At 41.3% G+C, this 24,708-nt stretch carries 23 protein-coding genes, 1 pseudogene and 1 riboswitch; of the genes and pseudogenes, 22 read left to right on the top strand and 2 right to left on the bottom strand.

Features of this window, described 5'->3' with window-relative positions; translation table 11 throughout:
• Positions 1-15 precede the first annotated feature (15 nt).
• The 11 genes from MHI41_RS18380 (at position 16) to MHI41_RS18330 (ending at position 10,504) form a co-directional block, all read left to right on the top strand.
• A complete protein-coding gene (locus MHI41_RS18380; protein ID WP_342494388.1) occupies positions 16-891 on the top strand; it encodes an aldose 1-epimerase family protein in 876 nt (291 codons plus the stop codon).
• Between the two features lie 60 nt (positions 892-951).
• Positions 952-1,896, top strand: a complete 945-nt coding sequence (locus MHI41_RS18375) for a sugar-binding transcriptional regulator (RefSeq protein WP_008345726.1) — start codon at positions 952-954, stop codon at positions 1,894-1,896.
• A gap of 84 nt (positions 1,897-1,980) precedes the next feature.
• Positions 1,981-2,652, top strand: a complete 672-nt coding sequence (gene deoC, locus MHI41_RS18370) for a deoxyribose-phosphate aldolase (protein ID WP_007498018.1) — start codon at positions 1,981-1,983, stop codon at positions 2,650-2,652.
• Positions 2,653-2,819: 167 nt separating this feature from the next.
• Complete coding sequence (locus MHI41_RS18365) at positions 2,820-4,001, top strand: NupC/NupG family nucleoside CNT transporter (RefSeq protein ID WP_017368363.1); 1,182 nt, start codon at positions 2,820-2,822, stop codon at positions 3,999-4,001.
• Positions 4,002-4,025: 24 nt separating this feature from the next.
• Positions 4,026-5,327, top strand: a complete 1,302-nt coding sequence (locus MHI41_RS18360; protein ID WP_035702607.1) for a pyrimidine-nucleoside phosphorylase — start codon at positions 4,026-4,028, stop codon at positions 5,325-5,327.
• 352 nt (positions 5,328-5,679) lie between these two features.
• Positions 5,680-6,123 carry a MarR family transcriptional regulator gene (locus tag MHI41_RS18355; protein WP_045033720.1) on the top strand — a complete coding sequence of 148 codons (444 nt, stop codon included), beginning with the start codon at positions 5,680-5,682 and terminating at the stop codon, positions 6,121-6,123.
• Between the two features lie 13 nt (positions 6,124-6,136).
• Positions 6,137-6,775 (top strand): nitroreductase family protein, encoded by a 639-nt coding sequence (locus tag MHI41_RS18350; RefSeq protein ID WP_017368360.1) that lies wholly within the window; start codon positions 6,137-6,139, stop codon positions 6,773-6,775.
• A gap of 25 nt (positions 6,776-6,800) precedes the next feature.
• The gene (locus tag MHI41_RS18345; RefSeq protein WP_017368359.1) at positions 6,801-7,094 is read left to right on the top strand and encodes a putative quinol monooxygenase; all 294 of its coding nucleotides are present in this window, start codon (positions 6,801-6,803) and stop codon (positions 7,092-7,094) included.
• A gap of 189 nt (positions 7,095-7,283) precedes the next feature.
• Positions 7,284-9,665, top strand: coding sequence for an immune inhibitor A domain-containing protein (locus MHI41_RS18340; protein ID WP_058213438.1), 2,382 nt, complete (start codon positions 7,284-7,286; stop codon positions 9,663-9,665).
• 207 nt (positions 9,666-9,872) lie between these two features.
• Positions 9,873-10,136: an ORF6C domain-containing protein gene (locus MHI41_RS18335; RefSeq protein WP_008345710.1), complete on the top strand. Its 264-nt coding sequence runs from the start codon at positions 9,873-9,875 to the stop codon at positions 10,134-10,136.
• Complete coding sequence (locus tag MHI41_RS18330) at positions 10,133-10,504, top strand: DUF1304 domain-containing protein (RefSeq protein WP_007498006.1); 372 nt, start codon at positions 10,133-10,135, stop codon at positions 10,502-10,504. The genes MHI41_RS18335 and MHI41_RS18330 overlap by 4 nt, the downstream gene beginning before the upstream one ends.
• A gap of 148 nt (positions 10,505-10,652) precedes the next feature.
• On the opposite strand, the pseudogene MHI41_RS18325 reads toward MHI41_RS18330, so the two are convergent.
• Positions 10,653-10,847: pseudogene (locus MHI41_RS18325) on the bottom strand (hypothetical protein); the annotation flags it as partial.
• Between the two features lie 224 nt (positions 10,848-11,071).
• Here MHI41_RS18325 and MHI41_RS18320 point away from each other — a divergent pair.
• The 11 genes from MHI41_RS18320 to MHI41_RS18270 all read left to right on the top strand — a co-directional run bounded on the left by MHI41_RS18320 (position 11,072) and on the right by MHI41_RS18270 (position 23,483).
• The gene (locus MHI41_RS18320) at positions 11,072-11,728 is read left to right on the top strand and encodes a type 1 glutamine amidotransferase domain-containing protein (protein WP_017358640.1); all 657 of its coding nucleotides are present in this window, start codon (positions 11,072-11,074) and stop codon (positions 11,726-11,728) included.
• A gap of 141 nt (positions 11,729-11,869) precedes the next feature.
• Positions 11,870-12,997, top strand: a complete 1,128-nt coding sequence (locus tag MHI41_RS18315) for a hypothetical protein (RefSeq protein WP_342494387.1) — start codon at positions 11,870-11,872, stop codon at positions 12,995-12,997.
• Between the two features lie 56 nt (positions 12,998-13,053).
• A riboswitch (TPP riboswitch) is annotated at positions 13,054-13,157 on the top strand.
• Between the two features lie 87 nt (positions 13,158-13,244).
• Positions 13,245-13,931: a thiaminase II gene (gene tenA / locus MHI41_RS18310; RefSeq protein WP_017368356.1), complete on the top strand. Its 687-nt coding sequence runs from the start codon at positions 13,245-13,247 to the stop codon at positions 13,929-13,931.
• Positions 13,928-14,527 (top strand): ECF transporter S component, encoded by a 600-nt coding sequence (locus MHI41_RS18305; protein ID WP_019743666.1) that lies wholly within the window; start codon positions 13,928-13,930, stop codon positions 14,525-14,527. Before tenA ends, MHI41_RS18305 begins: the two co-directional genes overlap by 4 nt.
• Positions 14,502-16,100, top strand: a complete 1,599-nt coding sequence (locus MHI41_RS18300) for an energy-coupling factor transporter ATPase (protein ID WP_342494386.1) — start codon at positions 14,502-14,504, stop codon at positions 16,098-16,100. Before MHI41_RS18305 ends, MHI41_RS18300 begins: the two co-directional genes overlap by 26 nt.
• Entirely contained in the window at positions 16,090-16,824 is a 735-nt protein-coding gene (locus tag MHI41_RS18295; RefSeq protein ID WP_342494385.1) for an energy-coupling factor transporter transmembrane component T, read from the top strand. The genes MHI41_RS18300 and MHI41_RS18295 overlap by 11 nt, the downstream gene beginning before the upstream one ends.
• 149 nt (positions 16,825-16,973) lie before the next feature.
• On the top strand, positions 16,974-17,813 hold the full coding sequence (locus tag MHI41_RS18290) for a methyl-accepting chemotaxis protein (RefSeq protein WP_008345693.1): 840 nt from the start codon (positions 16,974-16,976) through the stop codon (positions 17,811-17,813).
• A gap of 173 nt (positions 17,814-17,986) precedes the next feature.
• A complete protein-coding gene (locus MHI41_RS18285; protein WP_019743663.1) occupies positions 17,987-18,802 on the top strand; it encodes a YwqG family protein in 816 nt (271 codons plus the stop codon).
• A gap of 224 nt (positions 18,803-19,026) precedes the next feature.
• Positions 19,027-19,860: a PRD domain-containing protein gene (locus MHI41_RS18280; protein ID WP_017368351.1), complete on the top strand. Its 834-nt coding sequence runs from the start codon at positions 19,027-19,029 to the stop codon at positions 19,858-19,860.
• Between the two features lie 325 nt (positions 19,861-20,185).
• On the top strand, positions 20,186-22,093 hold the full coding sequence (locus MHI41_RS18275) for a beta-glucoside-specific PTS transporter subunit IIABC (protein ID WP_165379206.1): 1,908 nt from the start codon (positions 20,186-20,188) through the stop codon (positions 22,091-22,093).
• Positions 22,065-23,483 (top strand): glycoside hydrolase family 1 protein, encoded by a 1,419-nt coding sequence (locus tag MHI41_RS18270; RefSeq protein WP_060781566.1) that lies wholly within the window; start codon positions 22,065-22,067, stop codon positions 23,481-23,483. Before MHI41_RS18275 ends, MHI41_RS18270 begins: the two co-directional genes overlap by 29 nt.
• A gap of 54 nt (positions 23,484-23,537) precedes the next feature.
• Here the strand turns inward: MHI41_RS18270 and MHI41_RS18265 are convergent, their stop codons facing one another.
• Positions 23,538-24,662, bottom strand: a complete 1,125-nt coding sequence (locus MHI41_RS18265) for a 5-methyltetrahydropteroyltriglutamate--homocysteine S-methyltransferase (RefSeq protein ID WP_342494384.1) — start codon at positions 24,660-24,662, stop codon at positions 23,538-23,540.
• Positions 24,663-24,708: the final 46 nt, after the last annotated feature.

Below are 24,708 nucleotides of genomic sequence, written 5' to 3'. Positions count from 1 at the left end.
AAGGGGATGTGTTGAATGAGAACGATTGAAAATGATCTGTTATTGGTTCAAATCAATGAGAGAGGTGCCGAGGTGAGAGAGGTGCTTCATAAAGAAAGTGGACGTCAATATATGTGGTCTGGTGACCCTGCTTATTGGGGCAGAGTGTCGCCCGTCTTATTTCCGATTATCGGACGGTTGAAGGATGATCAATACAAGATAGACGATCAAACGTATCAACTCTCGCAGCATGGATTTTTGCGTGATGTTGATTTTGAACTATTTGAAGAAGCAAAAGATCAGGTGGTTTTTCAATATCAATCAAATGGCCGTCACACGTCACAATATCCGTATGAATTTACAGCGCGCATCAGTTATGCACTGTCGGAAAATGGACTAACGATTTCCTGGGAAATTGTTCATGAAGGAGATGGCACGATGTATTTCTCAATTGGCGGGCATCCGGCATTTCATGTCCCGCTTGTTGAAGGCGAGCAGACAGCTGATTATTCACTTACATTGGCACCTTCCACCGAACATGATCCAGTCCAATATGAACTTCATGATTCACTTGTGAGAGAGAAGGAGAAAGGTGTTGAGTTTGAGCCGATTCAACTTCGCCCAGAACTTTTTCAGAACGATGCAATGATCTTTAGTCATATTCATCAAGTATCATTGATTTCTCAAGCAGGTCACGGCATTGAGGTCGATCTCAGTGGTTTTCCGTTCGTTGGTATTTGGTCTCCATATGATCAAGAAAAGGGAACAATGGCTCCTTTTGTTTGTATTGAGCCTTGGTATGGGATCGCTGATATGGAAGGGACGAATGGGCAGTATAAGGAGAAATTCGGCATTCAAACTTTAGAGAAGCAAGAGACCTTTCACGCAGCCTACACCATTTTCTTTAAATGAACATTTGTGCATGGTGAAGTGAACAATTTGTTATGATAGAGGAAAAAAGGAGGCGTACAAATGGATCGGGAGAAACAGCAATTAAGTATTGAAGCAGCAAGGCTCTATTACTTATCTGATTACAGTCAGCAGGAAATCGCCAAGCAGCTTGACCTGTCGAGGCCAACGGTGTCTCGTCTGCTTCAGTATGCGAAGGAAAAAGGGTACGTCCAAATTACAGTGATGGACCCATTTGAGGATTTAAATGAGCTGTCCTCATTGCTGAAAGAAAAATATGATCTGCTCGAGGCTCATGTGGTATTTTCACCAAAGGACGATTATCCAACGATTACTGATTACTTGAGCCGGTTTGGTGCAGATTATCTTCAGAATACGGTGAAAGACGGCGATATCGTTGGAGTGAGCTGGGGCACCACGATGTATCAAATTGCTCAAAAGATGCAACCTAAACAGGTAAAAGGGGTAGAAGTTGTTCAGCTGAAAGGTGGAATCAGCCATTCACATGTGAATACATATTCTGCGGAAACGATCCAGCTGTTTGCATCAGCTTTTCAAACGGCACCACGCTATTTGCCGCTGCCTGTTGTGTTCGATAGTGCCACCGTTAAAGAGATGGTCGAACAGGACAGACATATCCAGCGCATTATTGAAATGGGCAAACAGGCAAATATCGCTGTGTTTACTGTTGGGACGGTAAGAGATGAGGCGCTTTTGTTTAGACTCGGTTATTTCCGTGAAGAAGAAAAGGCGCTACTCAAGACATCCAGTGTTGGAGATATCTGTTCGCGTTTTTATGATCAAGAAGGACGCATTTGCAGTGAAGCGATTAACAATCGCACAATCGGGGTGGAGCTTGATGATTTGAGAACAAAAGAGCGCTCCATTCTTGTTGCTGGTGGACATCGAAAGGTTGCTTCTATCCATGGGGCGCTGAGAGGAAAATATGCGAACGTATTGATGATCGATCAGCACACAGCAAGAGCTCTTTTAAATGTCACAAAATAGATGAACAAAATTTCATAACTATGTTTACAATTGTTCAACAGTCATTTATGATGAAAGTATCATAATTAAAAGGAAGTGTGAACCATGACAATAGCAAAGCTCATTGATCATACAGCACTAAAACCAGATACATCTAAAGCTGCGATCATGCAGTTACTAGAAGAAGCAAAGACATATCAATTTGCTTCCGTTTGTGTGAACCCAACTTGGGTATCTCTTGCGGCGAAAGAACTAGAAGGAACAGGCGTTGATGTATGTACAGTTATCGGTTTCCCGTTAGGTGCAAACACAACAGCAGTGAAAGCATTTGAAACAAAGGATGCCATTGAAAACGGTGCAACTGAAGTGGACATGGTCATCAATATTGCGGCATTGAAAGATGGCGAATATGATGCAGTTGAACAAGATATTCGTGCCGTTGTAGACGCAGCAAAAGGCAAAGCCTTAGTGAAAGTCATCATTGAAACTTGTCTACTCACAGATGAAGAGAAAGTACGAGCTTGTGAACTTTCTGTAAAAGCTGGCGCTGATTTCGTCAAAACATCGACTGGATTTAGTACAGGCGGTGCAACAGCTGAGGACATCGCATTAATGCGTAAAACAGTTGGACCTGACATCGGTGTCAAAGCATCAGGCGGCGTAAGAACAAAAGAAGACGTAGAAGCGATGACAGCTGCAGGCGCAACCCGCATCGGTGCCAGTGCAGGCGTTTCCATTATTAAAGGGGATCAATCAGCTCCTTCTAAAGACTATTAATTCATACGATCCTATGGTAGGATAACATTCATGACTGATTAGATGATGAAAAAGTCATATGCGGAAGGATCTCATTTCTGGGATTTTCTTCCGCAATTTGTTTGCGAAATAGGGTTTGTTCTATACAAGCACATTAATGTAAACGAATTCATTCAAGGAGGAAAAACATGAAATACGTCATTGGTATTATCGGTTTGCTGGTGATTCTCGCCATTGCATGGCTGGCAAGTAACGGGAAAAAGCGAGTGAAATTCCGTCCAGTCATTGTCATGATTGTACTGCAATTTATTTTAGGTTATATTCTGCTCAATACAGGTGTTGGGAACTTCCTAGTCGGTGGCTTTGCAAAAGGATTCCAAATGCTTCTAGGCTATGCTGGTGAAGGGATCAACTTCGTATTTGGCGGTTTAATGAATGATAATGCGTCAACTTTCTTTATCAATGTCTTGCTGCCGATCGTCTTCATTTCTGCCTTGATTGGTATCCTGCAACATTGGCGTATCCTTCCGCTGATCGTACGCGGAATTGGCTATTTGCTTAGTAAAGTCAATGGAATGGGGAAACTAGAATCTTACAACGCCGTAGCGTCAGCGATTTTAGGTCAATCCGAAGTGTTCATTTCCATTAAGAAACAGCTTGGATTATTACCTCAACAGCGTCTTTATACATTGTGTGCATCTGCGATGTCGACTGTATCAATGTCCATTGTCGGTGCGTATATGCAAATGATTAAACCTGAGTACGTTGTTACAGCACTTGTGCTGAACCTATTTGGTGGATTTATTATTGCGTCTATCATCAATCCATATGAAGTGTCGAAAGACGAAGACATGCTTGAAGTCGTAGAAGAAGAAAGACAATCTTTCTTCGAAATGCTCGGCGAATACATTATGGATGGTTTCAAAGTTGCCATTGTTGTGGCTGCGATGTTGATTGGATTCGTTGCATTAATTGCGATGATTAATGGCATTTTCACAGCTGTCATCGGTGTTTCTTTCCAAGATGTACTTGGATATGTGTTTGCACCATTTGCTTTCCTTGTTGGTGTACCATGGAGTGAAGCGGTACAAGCAGGAAGTATTATGGCGACCAAAATGGTATCTAACGAATTTGTAGCGATGCTTGCTCTATCTGGCGACGGTCTTCATTTCACTGCTCGTACAGAAGCGATCATTTCTGTATTCCTTGTGTCATTTGCGAACTTCTCGTCTATCGGTATCATTGCTGGAGCAGTGAAAGGCTTAAATGAAAAACAAGGAAACGTTGTCGCACGCTTTGGATTAAAGCTGTTATTCGGTGCAACACTCGTCAGCTTCTTAACAGCAGGCGTTGTCGGTTTGATTTACTAAACTAAAGAAGGAATGGTGAAAACAATGAGAATGGTAGATATCATTGCGAAAAAACGTGACGGAAAAGAATTATCTTCAGAGGAAATTTCTTTCTTTGTCAAAGGTTATACGGACGGAACAATTCCTGACTACCAAGCAAGTGCCTTGGCGATGGCGATTTTCTTCCAAGATATGACGGATCAAGAACGTGCAGATTTAACACTTGCTATGGCAAACTCAGGGGACACAATTGACCTGTCTGCTATCGACGGCATTAAAGTAGACAAGCATTCAACAGGCGGTGTAGGCGATACAACAACGCTTGTACTCGCTCCTCTTGTTGCAGCACTTGATGTACCTGTTGCAAAAATGTCTGGGCGTGGTCTTGGACATACGGGTGGAACAGTCGACAAGCTAGAGGCAGTCAAAGGCTTCCACGTTGAAATTACAAAAGACGAGTTCATCGAGCTGGTGAACCGTCATAAAGTAGCGGTCATTGGACAATCAGGCAACCTGACACCTGCTGATAAAAAACTGTATGCCCTTCGTGATGTGACAGGAACTGTTAACTCAATTCCGCTCATTGCAAGCTCTATTATGAGTAAGAAAATCGCTGCTGGCGCAGATGCAATCGTATTAGATGTGAAAACAGGTGCAGGTGCTTTCATGAAAACACCTGAAGACTCTGAGAAGCTTGCAAAAGCAATGGTTCGTATCGGAAATAATGTTGGCAGACAAACGATGGCTGTCATCTCAGACATGTCTCAGCCGCTAGGATTAGCGATTGGAAATTCCCTTGAAGTGAAAGAGGCGATTGACACGCTTAAAGGCGAAGGCCCTGAAGACTTAAACGAGCTTGTGCTCACATTAGGAAGTCAAATGGTCGTTCTTGCGAAAAAAGCAGAGACACTTGATGAAGCAAGAGAAAAGCTAATTGAAGTCATGAAAAACGGCAAAGCACTTGAGAAATTCAAGGAGTTTTTAGAAAACCAAGGTGGAGACGGCTCGATTGTAGATCAACCGGAAAAACTGCCGCAAGCACCATATCAAATCGAAGTGCCGGCAAAAGAATCAGGTGTGATCGCTGAAATCGTCGCAGACGAAATCGGTGTTGCAGCGATGATTCTTGGAGCAGGACGTGCAACAAAAGAAGACGATATCGACCTATCTGTTGGCATTATGCTAAACAAAAAAGTAGGCGATCGTGTAGAAAAAGGCGAATCTCTCGTGACGCTGCATGCAAACCGTGAAGATGTTGCGAATGTCATGGAGAAAATTTATGACAATATCCGCATTGATGACCATGCCGATGCTCCGACTTTGATTCATACAGTGATTACAGAATAAAGAGAAAAAGACAAAAGTGATGAATCGCTTTTGTCTTTTTTTATGTAAATTTTAGGTAGCGCTTCTTCTAGATATGATAAGTTAGATGAGTGGGAGGGGATAAACCATGAGAATGCTCAAACTCATTCTCTTTATTTTTGTTGTCTTGATGATCATTGGATTTATCAGCTACTATGTGGGACCAACAACAACACCAAGTTCTTAAGACGAGCAAAAGCTCGTCTTTTTTGATTGAAATAAAAAATTTCACTTTATGAAACAAACCTCTTGCAATCATGAAACAATGGGTGTATATTAGTTGACGAGTCAATGATTGATATATCAACTAATTGATCTGAATAGAAAAGAGGGGATGGCATTGACTGCATTTTGCTCTGAAGAAGCAGAGGTATTATATCGTTTGCAGTGTGTGAACCGTATGATGGGTGTGAAGTTCGAAGCATGCACGGGCATCAGCCAATCAAGACTGGAGTTGCTATCACTGTTATTCCAAGCCGACGAAATCAGCCAATCCGATTTACAGAAAAAAGTAAATATTGATAGTGCGGCTGTGACGCGTCACTTAAAACAGTTAGAAACAAAAGGAATGGTCACGCGCAGAAGAAAGCCGGAAGATAATCGCGTCACGCTTGTTCGTCTGACAGATGAAGGCAGAACAAGAATCGAAGCTTCTAAAAAAGAAAAAGAACGATTTATCTCAGAAATGCTTGAAAACGTAAGTGATGAAGAACGAAAGCTTCTCACTGATGTGCTCATCCGTATACAACAAAACATCGAAAAGATTCAAACAACCTAAAGGAGTGTTACACATGGCTACAACTTTAAAAACAAACGATTTTATGGATATTATGAAAGGGCGCCGCTCCATTCGTAACTATGATCCAGCAGTGAAAATTAGCAAAGAAGAAATGACAGAGATTTTAGAAGAGGCAACCACAGCACCATCATCAGTGAATGCACAGCCTTGGCGCTTCATGGTCATTGACAGCCCAGAAGGAAAAGAAAAGCTTGCACCACTCGCAAAATTCAACCAAACACAAGTAGCTACATCATCAGCTGTCATCGCTGTGTTTGCAGATATGAAAAACAATGAATACTTAGAAGAAATTTATTCAAAAGCAGTAGAAAATGGCTACATGCCGCAGGAAGTAAAAGAAAGACAAATTGCTGCATTAACTGCACATTTTGAAGCTCTTCCAGAGCAAGTGAATCGTGAAACGATCTTAATTGACGGTGGACTTGTGTCAATGCAGCTGATGCTTGCTGCTCGTGCGCATGGCTATGATACAAACCCAATTGGCGGATATGACAAAGAAGTCATCGCTGAAACATTCGGCTGGGATAAAGAGCGCTATGTACCAGTTATGCTTCTATCCATTGGGAAAGCAGCTGACGAAGGGTATGCTTCTTACCGTTTACCGATCGATCGCATCACAGAGTGGAAATAATTTTTAAAAAAAGGGAGACGATCATATGATTATTATTCATGCAGGGATGACCATTCATCCAGAGAAAGAAAACGTATTTCTAGAAGAAATCAACGGTTTAATGAAAGCTTCACAGGAAGAAGAAGGCAATGTGTCCTACAAGCTTTTCAAGGATACAGAGAAAGAAAACACCTTTTTAATGGTAGAAGTGTGGAAAGATGAAGCAGCGGTTCAAAGCCATAATGCAAGTGCACATTTCCAAGCTTTCGTCGCAAAGGCAAAAGAATTTTTAGCCGCTCCACTTGATGTTGTTGCATATCAAGGAGAGCAGCTTTCATAGAAAAACAACAAACACCCTAGGCATTTATAGCCTAGGGTTCTTTTATTTTCGACAATTCGTTCCACCTATTTCAATCTCGTATTGTGCATTTTCCACAAAGTTTCTGAAAATAAAATGTTTTTCGACTTAAGTATATTGGAATATGCTAGAATTAGATATTATTTATTACCAAATTAGGGAGGAACCAATATGAAAAAAGGGAAATGGACGAGCATCGCACTAACAGCTGTCCTCAGTTTAGGCACATTGACAGCTTTCAGCACCCCTCTATCTGCCCACACCTCAGAAAAGTCAACATCCTCAGATGGCGGTCATTATTCAGGTATTCCATTCGACGCAAGTGTTGTCAATGAAGACCGCCTCATCAAAGCCTTGAAAAAACAAGGAAAGATCAAAAAGAATGCCAATGAGGCAGAAACCCAAAAAGCATTAAAAAACTACCTAAAGAAAAAAGAAGAAGCAGCGATGAAACAAAGCGCAAGTACCTTAACAGAAGAACCTGAATTCCTAAAAGAATACAAACAAAATGTACATAATAAATTAGCCAAAAAGAAAAAGTTAAAGAAGCATAAAGGAAAAGAAGGCAATCAAGTAAAGCCGGTGAAAAAGGAAAAATATAAAGGCGACGTCCGTAATGATAAAGTTTTGGTATTATTAGTAGATTTTAAAGATTATAAGCATAATAGTATTAAAAAAGAAGAGACTGATATGTACTATGACAAGTACGATCAGCAGCATTACCAAGATATGCTTTTCGGAAAAAATGGCTACATCGGTCCAGATGGTAAAAGAAAAGTATCTATGAAACAATATTATGAAAAGCAGTCTGGTGGAAGCTACACGATTAGTGGAACAGTAGCTGGATGGTATACAGCCAAGCATGAAGCAGCATATTATGGCGGGAACGTACCAGACGAATCAGGCAGTGACGGCAGACCGCGCGAATTGGTGAAAGAAGCCCTCGAAGCAGCGGCAAAGGATCCAAACATTGACCTTGGTGAATATGATCAATGGGACCGCTATGATATGGATGGGGACGGTGTTTATAATGAGCCGGACGGTATCATTGACCACCTCATGGTTGTACACGCTGGCGTAGGTGAAGAAGCTGGCGGCGGACAGCTTGGCTCTGACGCGATTTGGTCGCATCGTTGGTCACTTGGTGATGTATTTGAGATTCCAAACACTGAATCAGAAGTGGGTCAAGGCGGAAAGTTAGGCGCTCTAGATTATACGATTGAGCCTGAAGATGGCGCAGCAGGCGTGTTCACACATGAATTTGGACATGATCTTGGTCTACCTGATGAATACGATACACAATACACAGGCAGAGGAGAGCCCGTTTCTTATTGGTCTATCATGTCAAGCGGAAGCTGGGCAGGTAAAGTACCTGGTACGGAACCAACAGGTTTTAGTCCATATGCAAAAGAAATGCTTCAAAACCTGCATGGCGGCAATTGGCTTTCTGGAAAAACCATTGATGGTAAGACATTAACAAAAAGCAAAACAGTTTTAATCGATGAAGCAGCAACAAAAGGAACCAACCATGATGCGGTTCGAGTCGATTTGCCAGATAAAGAGATTGTGGTCACTCAGCCTGCACAAGGGCAATATTCATACTTCAGCGGAACAGGTGACAATTTGAATGCTACCATGACGACATCAGGGATTGATTTGTCGAAGGGAAGCAAAGCCGAGCTTACGTTTAAAGCATGGTACGATATCGAAGAAGATTATGACTATGCGTATGTAGAAGTTCGTGAAACTGGGACAGACAAATGGACAACCATTGCTGGTAATATTACGAATGATCGAAATGAGGCAGGAGCGAATGAAGGCAATGGCATCGATGGAAAATCAGATGGATGGGTAGATGCATCCTTTGACCTTTCTGCTTATGCAGGGAAGAAGATCGATCTGCAATTCCGCTATACAACCGATGCAGGATATTCATTGCCAGGTTTATTTGTAGATGATCTAAAGATTACAGCAGATGGAACAAAAGTGTGGTCAGATGATGCCGAAGGAACGTCCACGTTCACTTTTAATGGATTCTCTCAATCTAATGGAAAACAATATGCCGCTCAGTATTATTTACTAGAATGGCGCTCTTATGCTGATGTCGATAAAGGCTTAAAGCATATCAAACGAGGAGCAAGTCTGATGAGCTATAATAACGGTTTGGTCGTGTGGTACGTCGATCAATCGTACAGTGATAACTGGGTTGGAAAACATCCAGGGAACGGCTTCCTTGGAGTCGTAGATGCAGATCAACAAGTGTTGAAATGGAGTGACGGCTCTATTGCAGCGACAGGTTTCCAAGTACATGATGCAGCATTCTCTTTGAATCCAAGCACGAAGCTGAATATTGATTATACAGCGACAACAGGCTTAACCTTAGAGGATCGCTATATCCGCCCAACGCGTACATTTAGTGATAAAAAGAACTATGTGAATCCAAATAACCCGGATGCAGGACGTGATGTGCCAACATACGGCCTATCCTTTAAAGTCGTCGGACAAAGTAAGGACCGTTCTGTTGGAAAGGTATTAATTTCTAAAAGCAACTAAACAAAAAGCCGGATTCTATCCATGAATCCGGCTTTTTGATACGTTAAGACATGGATTTTTAGCGTATGACTCGTCTTTGATCGAATGTTTGTTCTTTTTTATTTTGATATCCGAATGAAACCATTATATAATAGAGATTGGAAGGTTTTTCTTTCATTCAATGTTCTTTTTAGTTGTTAAAAAACCAAGAAAGGATGAGCGTTACCAATGAGTTGTGTCACTGCCAAGCAATTAAAGGTGATTCGAGGGACGATGCAGACTTTTTGCAGCCATTTAGAGTATGATGGCCACGGTAAGCTTCATATTAATACCATCATGGCTTTTATTAAAAAGGAATTTGGTGTAAGAAAAATGAAAGACATTCCACAAAGTCGTTTTCATGAGGCGTTAGAGCTAATCCAAGACTTTGATTTATACACGGACAAAATACAAATACGAGACCGTCTATCAGAAAGGAATTCACTAAATTGAATATTTTAGCAATGATTTTAGTAGGAATTGTCGCTTTAGAGCACATTGTCATCATGTTACTAGAAATGTTTTTTATGGAATCAAAAATGGCGAAAAGATCTTTCAATCTGCCTGAACACTTACAAAAGGATCCAAATGTGAAAGTGATGTTTGCTAATCAAGGGCTATACAATGGCTTTCTAGCTGCTGGACTCATTTGGGGGCTCATTCTTGGTTCGAATACCGTAGGATATATGATTCAGCTATTTTTCGTTCTTTGTGTGTTCATCGCAGCAGTATTTGGTGGTGTGACGTCTAATAAATCGATTATCATCAAACAAGGGTTACCAGCTTTTCTTGCATTAATTGCACTTATCCTGGCTATATAATCCTATCATCGTGATAGAAAACCTTTGCAGTTTAGGAAGGACGAGCATCGGAGCGGAGCGAATTTGACATTGGTGAGCACCGAAGCGCAGGACTGACACCGAATGCGAGGGTTTGTCTACACAGTAAAGCCGCCCCAGAGGGCGGCTTTTATCTTTTACGCATTCCCATCAAACGAATAATGGACGTAAGACAAAGGGCAACAGCGACAGCCAATATGATTTTTCCATACATAACGCCCGTAAGATTCATTAAAAAGACAGCCAATATGATACAGAGCGTGATGATAATCATCACAATCGAATAGGTTTTCATCTCTTTTTCCACTCCTTTTAAATTCCCTCTAGCGCAAGAGGTCTGTCAATTGTTTCTCATATTATATCATTTCATCACAATTTTACATGAAATTCCCTGTCAATAGAATGTGACAGAATGATTAGATTTGAAGTGAGGCTATAATTTTTAAAAAATCGGGTATAACATAAAGAGTTGTATCTAAGTTTGATTGCTTGATATTTAATTGTGCAAAATGTAAAATAGCCACATGATAAATAGAAAGGATGATCAAGTTGAGCAAGAACGTTTTATTAGTATCAACAAGCAGCTCAGAAATGAACGGACACCCAACAGGCTTATGGCTAGAAGAATTGGCCGAGCCATTTCATATTTTTAAAGAAAATGGACTAAACGTGCAAATCGTTTCAATAAAAGGTGGAACAGTACCGATCGATAAAAATTCAATTCCTGAAGGAGTTCCAGCACAATATCAAGATGTGTATGAATTACTTCAAGACACAAAGGCACTGACAGATGTAAACCCAGCTGAGTATGATGGCATTTTCTTTGCTGGAGGACATGGGCCAATGATCGACTTTGCGTCCAATCAACTGGTTGCCGATGCGATCTTAGCGATTTCAGACAAAAATGGAGCCGTTGGGGCAGTTTGCCATGGCGTTTCTGCCTTTGTTGATGTGAAGGATCGTGATGGAAAATCATTTATCGACGGCAAGAAAATAACAGGATTCACAAATGAGGAAGAGGATGCTGTTCAGCTGACATCTAAAGTTCCATTTTTATTGGAAACAAAACTTCGCGAGCAAGGGGCAGCATTTGAAAAAGGCGATGCATTTGCGCCATTCGCTGTTGTAGACGGACAAATCATTACTGGACAAAATCCAGGATCAAGTGCAGAAACAGCACGCTTATTTGTCAAAACCATTGCATAAATCATCAAATAAACCAGTCGTGACTCATACGGCTGGTTTTTTGTTATAAAAATTTCCTAAAAAAGTCCAAAACAAGTATTAGAAAAATGGTAAAATAATCACAGGGTAAAAAACCCAAATTAGGGAAAAGGGGATGTTCCTGTGAGAGCATTTTATGTCAAAATCACCGCCGCCTTACTGTCTATTTTATTGGTCACAACAGGTTTATTTTCACCAGCAATCAAAGCAGAAGATGCACCAAAATCAAGTGGAAAAGTATCGCCACTGACTGAAAAAGCCATTCAGCAAGTGCAAGAGTCGTTTGAAAAGCAGGATAAAGGGACTGCGGTTCAACAGAAGGAAGTAAAAAAATCATTTAAAGTAGATAAGAAAAAGGGAATAAGTATTAAACGAAAAGCGGCTGCAGATGGAAAGATGCGTACGTCTGCCGTTCGCTCTATTGATGGACTAGCCATTAATCAATCGGCAGTTTTAAACGAGGAAGATCCAGTTGATTTATGGTTCTTAAGTACATCGTCTCCTCAGGCGCTCATCAGCCGGATTACCTCTCCAAATGCTGATTATTTCGTTCAGTTATTTGTTATTGATTATGAAGAAGGACAAGCTTATCCAACGGATCTGATTCAACCGGCAGGCAGTCTGCTTGCGTTAAGCAATTTACCAGCGGGGGATTATGCGTTTGGTATTACTAGCGGTGGAAACTTTGGAGACTCATATACATTACAGGTGAACGCAAAAAACCCACCAAATTTCACAGGTGCTGAATCCCTGTCATCAACATTGCAATACTTTGTTGCTGCGTATGCCAATGGGGATGTTTTCGCAAATGGTACAAAAGTGTATAACAAACAATCTAAGACCGCCGATTATAAATGGGAGCGTGTATTTTATTTCTCATATGATGGAAAATATCAACAGAGAACGCATTCTGTTGACAGTGTAAAAGTGAAAAGTATTTCGGCACCAGTATCGTACTCTGCTCCATACGCGAGTTCCTCTGAGGCCATTCTTGTCTACTTAGATGTGGAGACATTATTTATGTATCATGAATCATCGTTTGCTAGTGGGCAGTACTACCATAGCAGCTTTGTTGATACTCTCGGAAAGACAACGCCAAGGCGTTTAGACATTGATGATCTGACCAATTATGGCGATCATATTTTGGCTGTTGATATAAAGACAGGAAAGCCAATTGATTTCTTCAGTGTCCTTAATTTCTACTATGCAGCAGGGATCGAGAAGCTGCCAACGATCAATACATTGAATTAAGATCGGCGGTTGACATCAAATCGCCACATGTGTAGAGTAAAGATAATTAAATGACAAAAGTCCACTAGGGGAGTCATGTATGACTGAGACAAGAGAAAATCTTGGACCCTTTGAACCTGATCTAGTTTGTACTAGCGGAGGGAAGTGGAGCAGGACCTTGTCTTATTCATGATTGAATCGATAAGAAGGCCGCTCCATTTGGGGTGGCTTTTTCATTTATTCAACTGAAAAAGAGGAGGCTTTTTTTATGACATTTTCAACGCAATTAAGGCAAGAAGCAGAACCATTATTTGAAGCGATTTATCAGCATCCGTTTGTGAGAGGACTTGCAGCAGGAGAACTCGAAAAGGAACAGATCATTCATTATGTCAAACAGGATGCAGAATATTTAAATGCCTTTATTAAAATTTATGCGGCAGCCATTAGCAGATGTACAGACAGAGAGGACATTACCTTTTTCCATCAACAAATGGCTTTTGTCCTTGATAGTGAGACACATCCTCATCAAAACCTTTGCCGGGTGGCAGGTGTAGCTTATGATGAACTGCAAGGTGCATCTTTGGCGCCAAGTGCTCATCACTATATTCATCACATGCTGCAAGTCGCCGAGGAAGGGACGCTAGGAGAAATCATTGCGGTTTTGCTCCCTTGCCCTTGGACCTATTGGGAAATAGGCAAACGAATGCTCAGAGATGTAGAGCCCGATCCTGCCCATCCATTCTATGAGTGGATCACGTTTTATGGCGGGTTAACGGACTCTGTTACAGTGGAGCTTTGCAAACGGCTTGATCAGTGGGCGGAAGGAGCAAGTGAGAAGGAAAAGGAGAAAATGAAACAGCACTTCATCTTAAGCTGTCAGCTTGAGTATAAATTCTGGGACATGGCCTTTACTGTCGAAGAGTGGCCTGTCCAAATGGAGGTGCATTCTTCATGACATGGAAGATGAAAGAAGTCGTTCTCGCTGTCATTTTATCAGTGGCATGCGGAGTTATCTATTTAGGGTGGTCGACGCTTTATTTACCGATTACAGCCCTTGTCGGTCCAGCAGGAGGCAACATCATGTTCGGAATTTGGGTCATTGCCAGTCCAATCGTTGCTTACATTATCCAAAAGCCAGGAGCTGCCCTCATCGCAGAAACAGCTGCCGCCGCCGTGGAATTACTGACAGGCAGCCACTTCGGTCTTTCTGCGCTTTTGATTGGTGTATGCCAAGGACTTGGAGCAGAAATCGCCTTCGCTCTATTTGGCTATAAGCGATATCGCATGTGGACACTCATGTTGTCTGGTGCCTTTGCAGCAGTAGGGGCAATGGCATATAGCCTCATTGCCAATGGATTCGGCTATTACACGCCTCAAGTGTTACTCATGACACTTGTCACTCAAGTCATCAGCGGGATGTTACTCGGTGGTTGCTTAGCAAAAGTGGTGGTGGATGCCTTATCTAAAACGGGTGTGCTGAATCAATATGCCATCATGAAAGAAAAACGAAGTAAGGGTGACCAGCATGGATTCATTTCTCGCGTGCAGTAATCTCACTGTCCGTTTTTATGAACAGCCGAATCCCGTTCTTCATCAAGTATCTCTTTCTATTCAAAAGGGGGAAAAGGTGCTGATATTAGGACCAAGTGGAAGCGGGAAATCTACGCTGATTTCTGTGCTTGCTGGCATTATTCCAGAGCATATGGAAGCTGAAGTACAGGGAGAAGTGATGCGGCAAAGGCATACTGGTGTCATGTTTCAAGACCCAGATTCGCAGTTTTGTATGCACCGAGTCAATGAAGAAATTGCGTTTAGCTTAGAGAATCGATCTGTCCCTCGTGAACAAATGGATAATATCATTCAGCATCTCATGAAAAAAGTACAGCTAGATGTCGACCCAAATACAGATATTCATACCTTATCAGGCGGAATGAAACAGCGGTTGGCGCTTGCTTGTTTACTAGCATTAGAGCCAGATGTCCTGTTCTTTGATGAACCGACTGCACAGCTTGATCCAGCAGGAAGAATGGAGATATTTCAATTACTTCAGCAGCTTTCAGCTGAACAGAATCAGACGATGATTTTTGTGGAGCATGTGTTAGACGGTGTCATCGAGTGGATGGATCGGGTGATCTTATTAGATCATCAAGGCCGTATCATAGCAGATGGAACGCCAAAAGACGTGATGAACACATTTGAGGGAGAAATGAAAGAAGCCGGCATTTGGCGTCCGAAAATATTTCCCGAGAAATGGTCCACTATCGTACAAGATTCGTTTCATCCACTGAGTCAAACACTCTTGCAAACCTTTGAGGCGAGAAAAGAACGTCATGAGAAATTGTCATCAACAGATCGAGAGGTCATTATTCGCACAGATCATCTACAATTAAGCTACGGGAAAAAAAGCATTATAGATGACCTGCACCTTAATATAAAAGCAGGAGATTGGGTTGCGATCATCGGTGAAAATGGCAGCGGAAAAAGTACGTTTCTTAAACATGTCATCCGTTTAGAACCAATAAAGAAAGGTCACATTTTTTTAAAAGGAAAACACCTGAAAAAGTGGTCTGACCGAACATTATATGAAAAAGCCGGCTTTGTATTTCAAAATCCAGAACTTCAATTTATTCAGGACACAGTGTTTGATGAAATCGCATTTGGTGGGAGACAGCGAAATTGGCCAGAGCCTGTGGTGCAAGAAAAAACGAATCAGCTATTGGCAGAGTTCGGCCTAGAGAAGCATAGAGACGTGCATCCTTTCACCTTAAGTTTAGGACAAAAAAGAAGATTAAGTGTTGCCACGATGCTTCTTTTTGATCAGGATGTACTCATTTTAGATGAGCCGACCTTCGGGCAGGATGAGAAAACGGCGAGGGAGTTAATCCGGCGTTTAAAAGAACGTCAACGACAAGGCACCACTATTATCATGGTCACACATGATATGGAACTCGTTGATGAGTGCGCTGATCAAGTGCTTGTTTTTCATCAAGGGGAGCATGTTTATGATGGTACGCCTTTTGATTTATTTTCTCATCAGGAACTTGTCACTTCCTGTGAGCTGAGAGTGCCGTTACATTATCGCTATATGGCTGAAAGAAAGGAAGTGATGACGATTGCAAAGTAATCACTCCTTTCTATCCACTATAAATCCAGTCATGAAATTACTCGCCCATCTCCTTGCGATGTGCTGTCTGATGGCGATTTCTGATCCTAAAACGACGTTCATCATCTGGCTGTTTGCACTAGGAATTGGACTTGTCCTAGGCGGCTGGAATTTGAAATACCTCATCACCAGACTTGTACCTTATCTGCTCTTTTTCATTCTCGTGTTTTGGATGATGGCGGCCTTTGGCAAGGGAGATCATACAGTTTGGAAGTGGGCATGGTTTCATATCACAGAGGAGAGTTTAAGAAATGGGCTGACCATTTCTTTTAGAATGCTTGGCTTTGTGACATTTGGTCTCCTTTTTACATCAACAACTGATTTGACGGCCTTTATGATGAGCTTAATCCATCAATGCCGAATGTCACCCAAATGGGCATATGGGATGCTGGCAGGCTTCCGGTTTATCCCGTTGTTTCAAAGTGAATTGAAGCAAATGAAGGCTGCACATAAAATTAGAGGTTACAAGCAAAAAAACAGCTGGAAAGCCTTTATACGTTATGCACTCCCCCTTTTCACGCAAGGCGTACGGAAATCTGAACGACTAGCCATTGCGATGGAAGCAAGAGGCTTCACAGGGACGAGGGAGAGAACATATTATCATGTCATCAGCACTTCATGGATCGACTGCATGTATCTTTTTTTCATCGTCATCAGTGTGTTGATATGCATGTTCTTTTTTTAAAAACAGCCACATTCTCTTGATAGAATGTGGCTGTTTTATATGTCTTAGGTCATTTGGTTGATATTAGTACACATTGCAGGCTGTAATAGATCATATAAAGAACCGATAAAGAGAGTGTACTGAGAAAAAGAGAGGATGAACGTGAGCGAATGTCACAGAGAATTGATAACATAATAGACGCTTTACCAATCGTTGGACTAGCTATGAGAGAGCAGCTAACCTTTTCTGTATTAGGGAAAGAGAAGGTTCTTTATTATCAGCAGCACGGGAACATTGACTTAGGGTTTAAAGCAGGGGACGTTGTAGCTCCCGGGTTCCAAAACTTTTCGATGTTGAAAAATGGGAGAGAGCCATCATTTATCCAGATTCCTAAAGAGGTGTACGGAATTCCTATGGACATCGTCGCCGTCCCGATTAAAGATGACAATGGTCAAGTAATCGCTGCCTTCTGTGTAGCATATGACCAAACGAATCAACAACGATTAGAACACATTATGACGGAAAGTAACGATGCTTCCGAAAAACTGGTCGCGATGGTACAGCAAGTGGCTGCACATTCAGAGGAACTACAAGCGACAAGTGAACAAATTCTACAAAATACAAAAACCACTGTCGAAAATTCCTCTAAAATCAATCAAGTGTCTAATCTCATCAAAGGTATCTCTGATCAAACGAACTTACTTGGACTCAATGCATCCATTGAGGCTGCAAGAGTCGGTGAAGCAGGTGCAGGCTTTGGGGTGGTTGCTACGGAAGTGAGAAAGCTGTCTACTCACGCGAAGCAAGCAACGACTGATATTGAAACAGCGCTAAAAGATGTGCAAGGCTCTATCAAAGGAATGGAAGAAGAAATAGCACAAATCGTGGCTTCATCTGAACATCAAGCAGAACTCGTTGGCACTTTCACAAAAATTATTGAGGGGCTGCACGAAACGAACGAAACGATGAAAACATTGGCAACAGACTTAGTGAATTATCAAGTGAAATAAATAAACGAATCACAAAACCTCCAGCCGTATCGGAGGTTTTTTAACGTGTTGGAGTGAGTTTTTTGTCATGATATTGACCGGTTTTTCACTGACAGGGAAGTTACACTTCTGTATGATAGAAAAAGAGAGACCTGTTTTGATCATTAGACCTATACATAAGGAGGAAGCCCATCTTGACACAATCAGCAAAGCTGCAAGAAGTACTTGCGCCTTACCGTCCATTGTTAGATCAAACTGAAAAACCACTGATTCAATTACAGATAAAACAAGGAAAAACAGGACCATATGACAGCAAAATATCAGGTGATCCTTATTTCCCAAAAAACGACGAATATCCCGTTGATGGAGAAGGCCATCCTATGAAGCTGCTGGCACAAATCAATTTCGGCCAGCTGCCAAAGTTGAAAGATTACCCAGAAACAGGACTTTTGCAAGTTTTTATTTCTGTACATGATGATCTTTATGGGATGAATATTGACCATAAAACAGAGCAAAAAGATTTTCGGATCAAATTTATTGAGGAACCTTTCTTAGCTGAAGAAGACTTATTGACTGATTTTTCATTCGTGAAAATTCCTGACGATTTTTATTTTCCAGTTACGAAGGAAGGCGCGATTACAGGTGAATTATCAAGCGAAACGATCAGTGTAGAAGATTTCCGCTTTGAAAAAGTCACAGGAAAGCGAAGCTGGGATCTATTCGAAGATGCTGTTGGTATTGATGGTGATGAAGCAGATACTTTACTAGATGAATTTTATGAGACAGCAAGTGGCTTTGGCCACAAAGTAGGCGGATACCCAGGTTTTACACAAGAAGACCCGCGTACCTATGTAGACCAAGAACATAGTGTGCTATTATTGCAAATTGACTCAGATGATGAAGTGGACATGTTATGGGGAGATTGCGGCATTGCCAACTTTTTTATCAAACCAGAAGATCTCAAACGAAAACATTTCGAAAATGTCGTCTATAACTGGGATTGCTCCTAATTTTGTAAAAAACACTCTTTTTGAAGAGTGTTTTTTGTCTATTTTTAGCCTTTTTGCCCCTAAATCGTCATTTCTGAGAGGTAATATGTCATTCTTTCTAGTTGACCGTATCAAAAAAAAATGTAAAATCATCTTAAAGTCCTCTTTTTTGAAAATAATAATAAAATGACATATCAATCAACAATGAAATGCTCGAAAAAGCGGAATGTACTGGGGGGGATCAATTGATCATTTCGAAAGTAATCAACAATAATGTGGTCAGTGCGTATGATGACGAGCAGCATGAGCTGGTCATTATGGGTAGAGGGATTGCGTTTCAAAAGAAAAGCGGAGACCCGATTGACGAAGAACGTATCGAAAAAGTATTTTCCATTCAAAATAAAGATATATCAGAAAAATTCAAAACCCTGCTTTATGATATTCCGATCGAGTATATGCAAGTGTGTGAGGCAATTATCGATCACGCGAGAACGACCCTTAACAAAAATTTAAATGACAGCATCTATGTCACATTAACGGATCATATTACCTTTGCTATTGAACGTCATCAAAAAGGAATGGACATAAAAAATGCCTTGCTTTGGGAAATCAAACGGCTGTACAAAGAGGAATTCATGTGTGGTGTAGAAGCGATTCGGATCATACAGGACAAGCTCAACATCCACCTGCCCGAGGATGAAGCAGGCTTTATTGCGATGCATATTGTCAATGCAGAACTGAATGAGGAAATGCCGAATGTCATTCAAATTACAAAACTGATTCAAGATATTTTGAACATCGTAAAGTATCATTTCCAAATTGATTTGGACGAAGAATCATTAAATTATTTCCGTTTTGTCACGCATTTGAAGTTTTTTGGACAGCGTCTGTTTAACGAAACACAAATGGAAAATCAAAATGAGTTTCTGTATGAAGTGGTAAAGGAAAAAAATACAGCCGCTTTTCAATGTGCGGAGAAAATTAATGACTATGTTCAAAAAGAATACAACCGAAGTCTCATAGAAGATGAGATGTTATACTTAACTTTGCACATCGATCGAGTCATAAAAAGAAAATAAATCAAAAAGAAAGCGTTGACATATCAAAATTAACATGCTAATTTATAACTATAAACTCAATAACCCACAATCTTTTAGGATTGTTACTGGTCAAGCAGGCAAAACCTAAATCATTGTCCCTATCTTTGATAAGGCATGATTTAGGTTTTTTTGTATCTAAAGGCTTATAAAATTGAATAACGATCAATCGCTATGAAGGATTGTTACTGGTTAAGCAGGCAAAACCTAAATATCGATTAATGTCTGAATCGCTATTTTTCGGGCATTAATGGATGTTTAGGTTTTTTCTATATCAAGATGAAATCAACGATTGGAGGGTAACACAATGAACCACAAACAAACAGCAAAAGAAGTTCTAGAGCTTGTCGGCGGTGAAAAGAATGTTAAGCATGTCACGCACTGTATGACAAGACTCCGCTTTAACCTATACGATGAAAGCAAAGCGGATAAAGAGAAGCTGCAATCAACAGACGGCGTCATGGGCGTGAATCAAAGCGGCGGTCAATACCATGTCATTATTGGCAACGACGTATCAAACGTCTATCAAGCAATGATTGCTGATTCTGGGTTATCAACAGATGTAAAGTCAGGCGATTCAGAAGAAGCATCAAAACAAAATGTGATTTCAAAGCTTTTCGATTTTATCTCTGGTGTCTTCACACCGATTCTTCCAGCCATCGCTGGAGCTGGTATGATCAAAGGAATCTTGGCATTAATGCTGACGTTCCAATGGATCTCAGATAAAAGCAGCACATATGCGATTTTAACAGCTATCGGAGACGGAGCCTTTTACTTCTTACCGATTCTGCTCGCTGTAAGCGTAGCCAAAAAAATTGGCACAAATCAGTATATCGCTGCTGCCATTGCAGCAGCCGCACTGCACCCGCAGCTCACTGCTTTATTAGGTGCAGGAAATACAGAATTTCTAGGCTTGCCAGTGGTTGCCGTTGTGTACTCTTCATCGGTGATTCCAATTCTACTCACTATCTGGCTCGGCTCATATGTGGAAAGATTCGCAGAAAAATACAGTCCGAAATCACTAAAAATCATTCTTGTTCCAACAGTTACACTTCTTGTCGTGGTACCAGTTATGCTCATCGCGGTTGGACCGCTTGGTGGGATTATCGGAAATGGCCTTTCAGGTGGAATTGATTTATTGTTCAAACATGCAGGTATTTTGGCCGGACTCTTAATCGGTGGCTTTATGTCACCATTGATCATTACGGGCATGCACTATGCACTACTTCCAATCATGATCAACAACATTACATTAAACGGTTTTGACTTCATTCTTCCAATGATGTTTGTAGCGAATATGGCACAAGCAGGCGCAGCATTCGGTGTCTTCTTAAGATCAAAAAACAAAACATTCAAATCATTGGCGATGTCTACAAGTATCACTGCATTAATGGGTATTACTGAACCTGCTATGTATGGTGTGAACATGCGATTGAAAAAACCGTTCCTTGCAGCCCTCATTGGTGCAGCAGCAGGCGGCGTGTTCATGTCCATCTTCAAAGTAAAGTCATATGTGATATCTGGATCAGCAGGTCTTCCAGGTCTCCCAACGTTCATTGGACCGACATTTGTTTACTCCATCATTGGATTAGTGATCGGCTTTGTTGTAGCAACCATCATGACACTTGTTCTAGGATTCAAAGATGTACCAGTGAAAGATGATACAAAAGCAGACAAACCAGAAGAAAAGAAAGACACAGTAGCGCTTCAAAATGAAGTGGTACAAAGCCCGCTTGAAGGTCAACTAAAGCCGCTCAATCAAGTAAATGATGCAACATTCTCTAATGAAATCATGGGTAAAGGAACAGCCATTGTCCCAACAGTTGGACGTGTAGTAGCACCTTTCAATGGCAGGGTTGAAACCATTTTCCAAACAAAACATGCCATTGGTTTAAAGAGTGATCAAGGCACAGAACTTCTCATCCATGTGGGGATTGATACAGTAAAACTTGGCGGTAAACATTTTACAAGTCATGTGCAGTCAGGTGATCTCGTTCAAGCAGGAGATCTGCTAGTTGAATTTGATATCAAGGGCATTCAGCAAGATGGCTATGATGTAACAACGCCAATTATCGTCACCAACACAAATGATTTTGCACAAGTTGATGCGAAAACAGATGGGGCGATTACAGTAAAAGAGACATTGCTTACAGTCAGTGTAGAAGAAAATGAGGAGGGCATTCAACATGACGAATTTAGAAAAAACATTTCCTAAAGGTTTCTTATGGGGCGGCGCAGTAGCCGCCAACCAAATTGAAGGCGCTTATAACAAAGATGGAAAAGGCTTATCGACAGCGGATGTATCACCACATGGTATTATGCACCCATTCGATGAATCAATGAAAGACCTTAACTTATATCATGATGCGATCGACTTCTATCATCGCTACAAAGAAGATATTGCCCTGTTTGCAGAAATGGGATTCAAGTGCTTTAGACTATCCATTTCTTGGCCACGTATTTTCCCAAATGGCGACGATGCGGAACCGAATGAAGCAGGCCTCGCTTTCTATGAAAAAGTATTTGATGAACTGCATAAGCATGGAATTGAGCCAGTTGTCACGATCTCTCACTATGAAATGCCGCTTGCACTTGTGAAAAACTATGGCGGATGGAGAAACCGTAAGCTTGTGGGTCTTTATGAAACATATGCTAAAACATTGTTCACTCGCTTTAAAGATAAAGTGAAATATTGGATGACTTTTAATGAAATCAACGTTGTGTTACATGCTCCTTTCACAGGGGGTGGCCTTGTATTTGAAGAAGGCGAAGACGAGAAGAGCATTCAATATCAAGCAGCGCATCATCAGTTTGTTGCAAGTGCTCTAGCTGTTAAAGCAGGACACGAAATCATTCCAGATGCGAAAATAGGTTGTATGATTGCAGCGATGACCACATATCCGTACAGCTCAAGACCTGAAGATATGTTTGCTGCGATTGATCAAGATCGTAAAACATTGTTCTTCTCAGATGTACAGTCAAGAGGCTATTACCCTGGATACATGAAACGTTATTTCCTGGAAAATAACATCAACATTGAATTCCAAGACGGTGACGAAGACATTCTAAGAAACCATACAGTCGACTATATTGGCTTCAGTTATTATATGAGTTTTGTGACAAGTACAGATCCAGAGGTTCTTGGACAAGTTACTGGTGGTAACCTATTTGAAGGCGTGAAAAACCCTTATCTAGAAGCAAGTGATTGGGGCTGGCAAATTGATCCAAAAGGACTTCGTACAACACTAAACCAACTATATGACCGCTACCAAAAACCATTGTTTATCGTGGAAAATGGATTGGGTGCTGTGGATCAAGTAGAAGAAGACGGCTCCATTCAAGACGATTACCGAATTGATTACCTCAGAAGTCATTTGCTTGAGGCAAGAGAAGCGATCGCAGACGGCGTTGATCTGATCGGCTATACAAGCTGGGGCCCAATTGATCTTGTCAGTGCATCAACAGCTGAAATGAAAAAACGCTACGGCTTCATTTATGTCGACCGCGACAATGAAGGCAACGGTACATTAGATCGAAAGAAAAAGAAAAGCTTTGATTGGTATAAACAAGTGATTGCGACAAATGGAAAGCATTTAGACGCATAAAAAAGAGAGACAAACCGCTGATGAAACGGTTTGTCTCTTTTTATTGTGAGTGGCCTATGATGTCCACACTTGATCCGCAATCTCAATCACATGACGCAGCTTTTCCCATTGTTGCTCTTCTGTTAACAAATTGCCTTCCTCTGTTGAGGCGAATCCGCATTGTGGGCTCAAACAGATTTGGTTGATGTCCACATATTGAGCTGCTTCCTCGATTCGTCTTTTGATCTGTTCAACGGGTTCAAGTTCCCCATACTTTGAAGTGACAAGACCTAGTACGATTTGAAGGTTTGGATTCTTCACATAACGCAGGGGTTCAAATCCGCCAGAACGGTCATCGTCGAATTCTAAGAAGAGACCATCCAAATCGAGACCCGCAAAAATCGTTTCTGCCGCTGCCTCATAACCACCTTCGGCTGCCCAAGTTGATTTAAAATTACCACGGCAAATGTGCATAGTGATCACCAAATCCTCTGGTCGATCGGCAACCGCTTCATTGATTGTTTTCGCAAACGATTCACGCAGTTCATCTTCCTCGCGGCCAAAAGCTTTGATTTGTTCATGTCCTTTTTCAGAAAAGAACACAGCCCAAGCTGTATCATCTAGCTGCAAATAGCGGCAGCCTGCATCATAAAAAGCACGGATGGCTTTTTTATAAGCTTGTGCCACGTCACGGTGAAAATCATCTAAGCTGTCGTACACACCTTCTTCAAGCTTTCCACGGAAAAAGAGCATATTCGGACTTGGAATCGTCATTTTAGCCGTATGATCACCCGCGATGCTGTGAAGGAAGCGATAATCCTCCAGCATTGGATGATCAGTAAAATCAATCTTACCTGTTACTTTGATGCCTCTCGCTTTTGTCGTCGTATTGTGGAATTGAATGCCTTGGTCTGCTTCAAATCCTTCGACCCCATCAAGCCCTTCTAGAAAGTCAAAATGCCACCATGCACGTCTGAATTCTCCATCTGTGACAACCTCTAATCCAATTTCTTTTTGCTTCTCTACAATACGAGTGATTTCTTCGTTTTCAATTTGTCTGAGCTGTTCTCCTGTCAGTGTACCGTCTGCCTTTTGCTTACGGGCTTCTTTGATTCGTTCAGAACGAAGTAAACTCCCTACTTGATCTGCGCGAAATGGCGGCTTTGTTGTTTTCTTACCAATGGTTTGTACTTGTGTCATGCTGAATCCCTTCTTTCTTCAGGTTATAAATCAAATAAAAAAGCTC

This window comes from Bacillus sp. FSL M7-0307 (assembly GCF_038627835.1).
In the GTDB taxonomy this organism is placed as follows: Bacteria; Bacillota; Bacilli; order Bacillales; family Bacillaceae; genus Bacillus; species Bacillus altitudinis.
The sequence above is the reverse complement of the archived record's forward strand: the minus strand, read 5'-3'. Positions and strand labels throughout refer to the sequence as shown.

Excerpts from the sequence above, each read along its gene's own strand:
- MHI41_RS18290 (WP_008345693.1), top strand. The coding sequence starts at position 16,974 with ATGTCACAGAGAATTGATAACATAATAGACGCTTTACCAATCGTTGGA.
- MHI41_RS18365 (WP_017368363.1), top strand. The coding sequence starts at position 2,820 with ATGAAATACGTCATTGGTATTATCGGTTTGCTGGTGATTCTCGCCATT.
- MHI41_RS18300 (WP_342494386.1), top strand. The coding sequence starts at position 14,502 with ATGGATTCATTTCTCGCGTGCAGTAATCTCACTGTCCGTTTTTATGAA.
- MHI41_RS18270 (WP_060781566.1), top strand. The coding sequence starts at position 22,065 with ATGACGAATTTAGAAAAAACATTTCCTAAAGGTTTCTTATGGGGCGGC.
- MHI41_RS18335 (WP_008345710.1), top strand. The coding sequence starts at position 9,873 with ATGAGTTGTGTCACTGCCAAGCAATTAAAGGTGATTCGAGGGACGATG.
- MHI41_RS18375 (WP_008345726.1), top strand. The coding sequence starts at position 952 with ATGGATCGGGAGAAACAGCAATTAAGTATTGAAGCAGCAAGGCTCTAT.
- tenA (WP_017368356.1), top strand. The coding sequence starts at position 13,245 with ATGACATTTTCAACGCAATTAAGGCAAGAAGCAGAACCATTATTTGAA.
- MHI41_RS18355 (WP_045033720.1), top strand. The coding sequence starts at position 5,680 with ATGGCATTGACTGCATTTTGCTCTGAAGAAGCAGAGGTATTATATCGT.
- MHI41_RS18350 (WP_017368360.1), top strand. The coding sequence starts at position 6,137 with ATGGCTACAACTTTAAAAACAAACGATTTTATGGATATTATGAAAGGG.
- MHI41_RS18275 (WP_165379206.1), top strand. The coding sequence starts at position 20,186 with ATGAACCACAAACAAACAGCAAAAGAAGTTCTAGAGCTTGTCGGCGGT.
- MHI41_RS18340 (WP_058213438.1), top strand. The coding sequence starts at position 7,284 with ATGAAAAAAGGGAAATGGACGAGCATCGCACTAACAGCTGTCCTCAGT.
- MHI41_RS18305 (WP_019743666.1), top strand. The coding sequence starts at position 13,928 with ATGACATGGAAGATGAAAGAAGTCGTTCTCGCTGTCATTTTATCAGTG.
- MHI41_RS18360 (WP_035702607.1), top strand. The coding sequence starts at position 4,026 with ATGAGAATGGTAGATATCATTGCGAAAAAACGTGACGGAAAAGAATTA.
- MHI41_RS18380 (WP_342494388.1), top strand. The coding sequence starts at position 16 with ATGAGAACGATTGAAAATGATCTGTTATTGGTTCAAATCAATGAGAGA.
- MHI41_RS18265 (WP_342494384.1), bottom strand. The coding sequence starts at position 24,662 with ATGACACAAGTACAAACCATTGGTAAGAAAACAACAAAGCCGCCATTT.
- MHI41_RS18345 (WP_017368359.1), top strand. The coding sequence starts at position 6,801 with ATGATTATTATTCATGCAGGGATGACCATTCATCCAGAGAAAGAAAAC.
- deoC (WP_007498018.1), top strand. The coding sequence starts at position 1,981 with ATGACAATAGCAAAGCTCATTGATCATACAGCACTAAAACCAGATACA.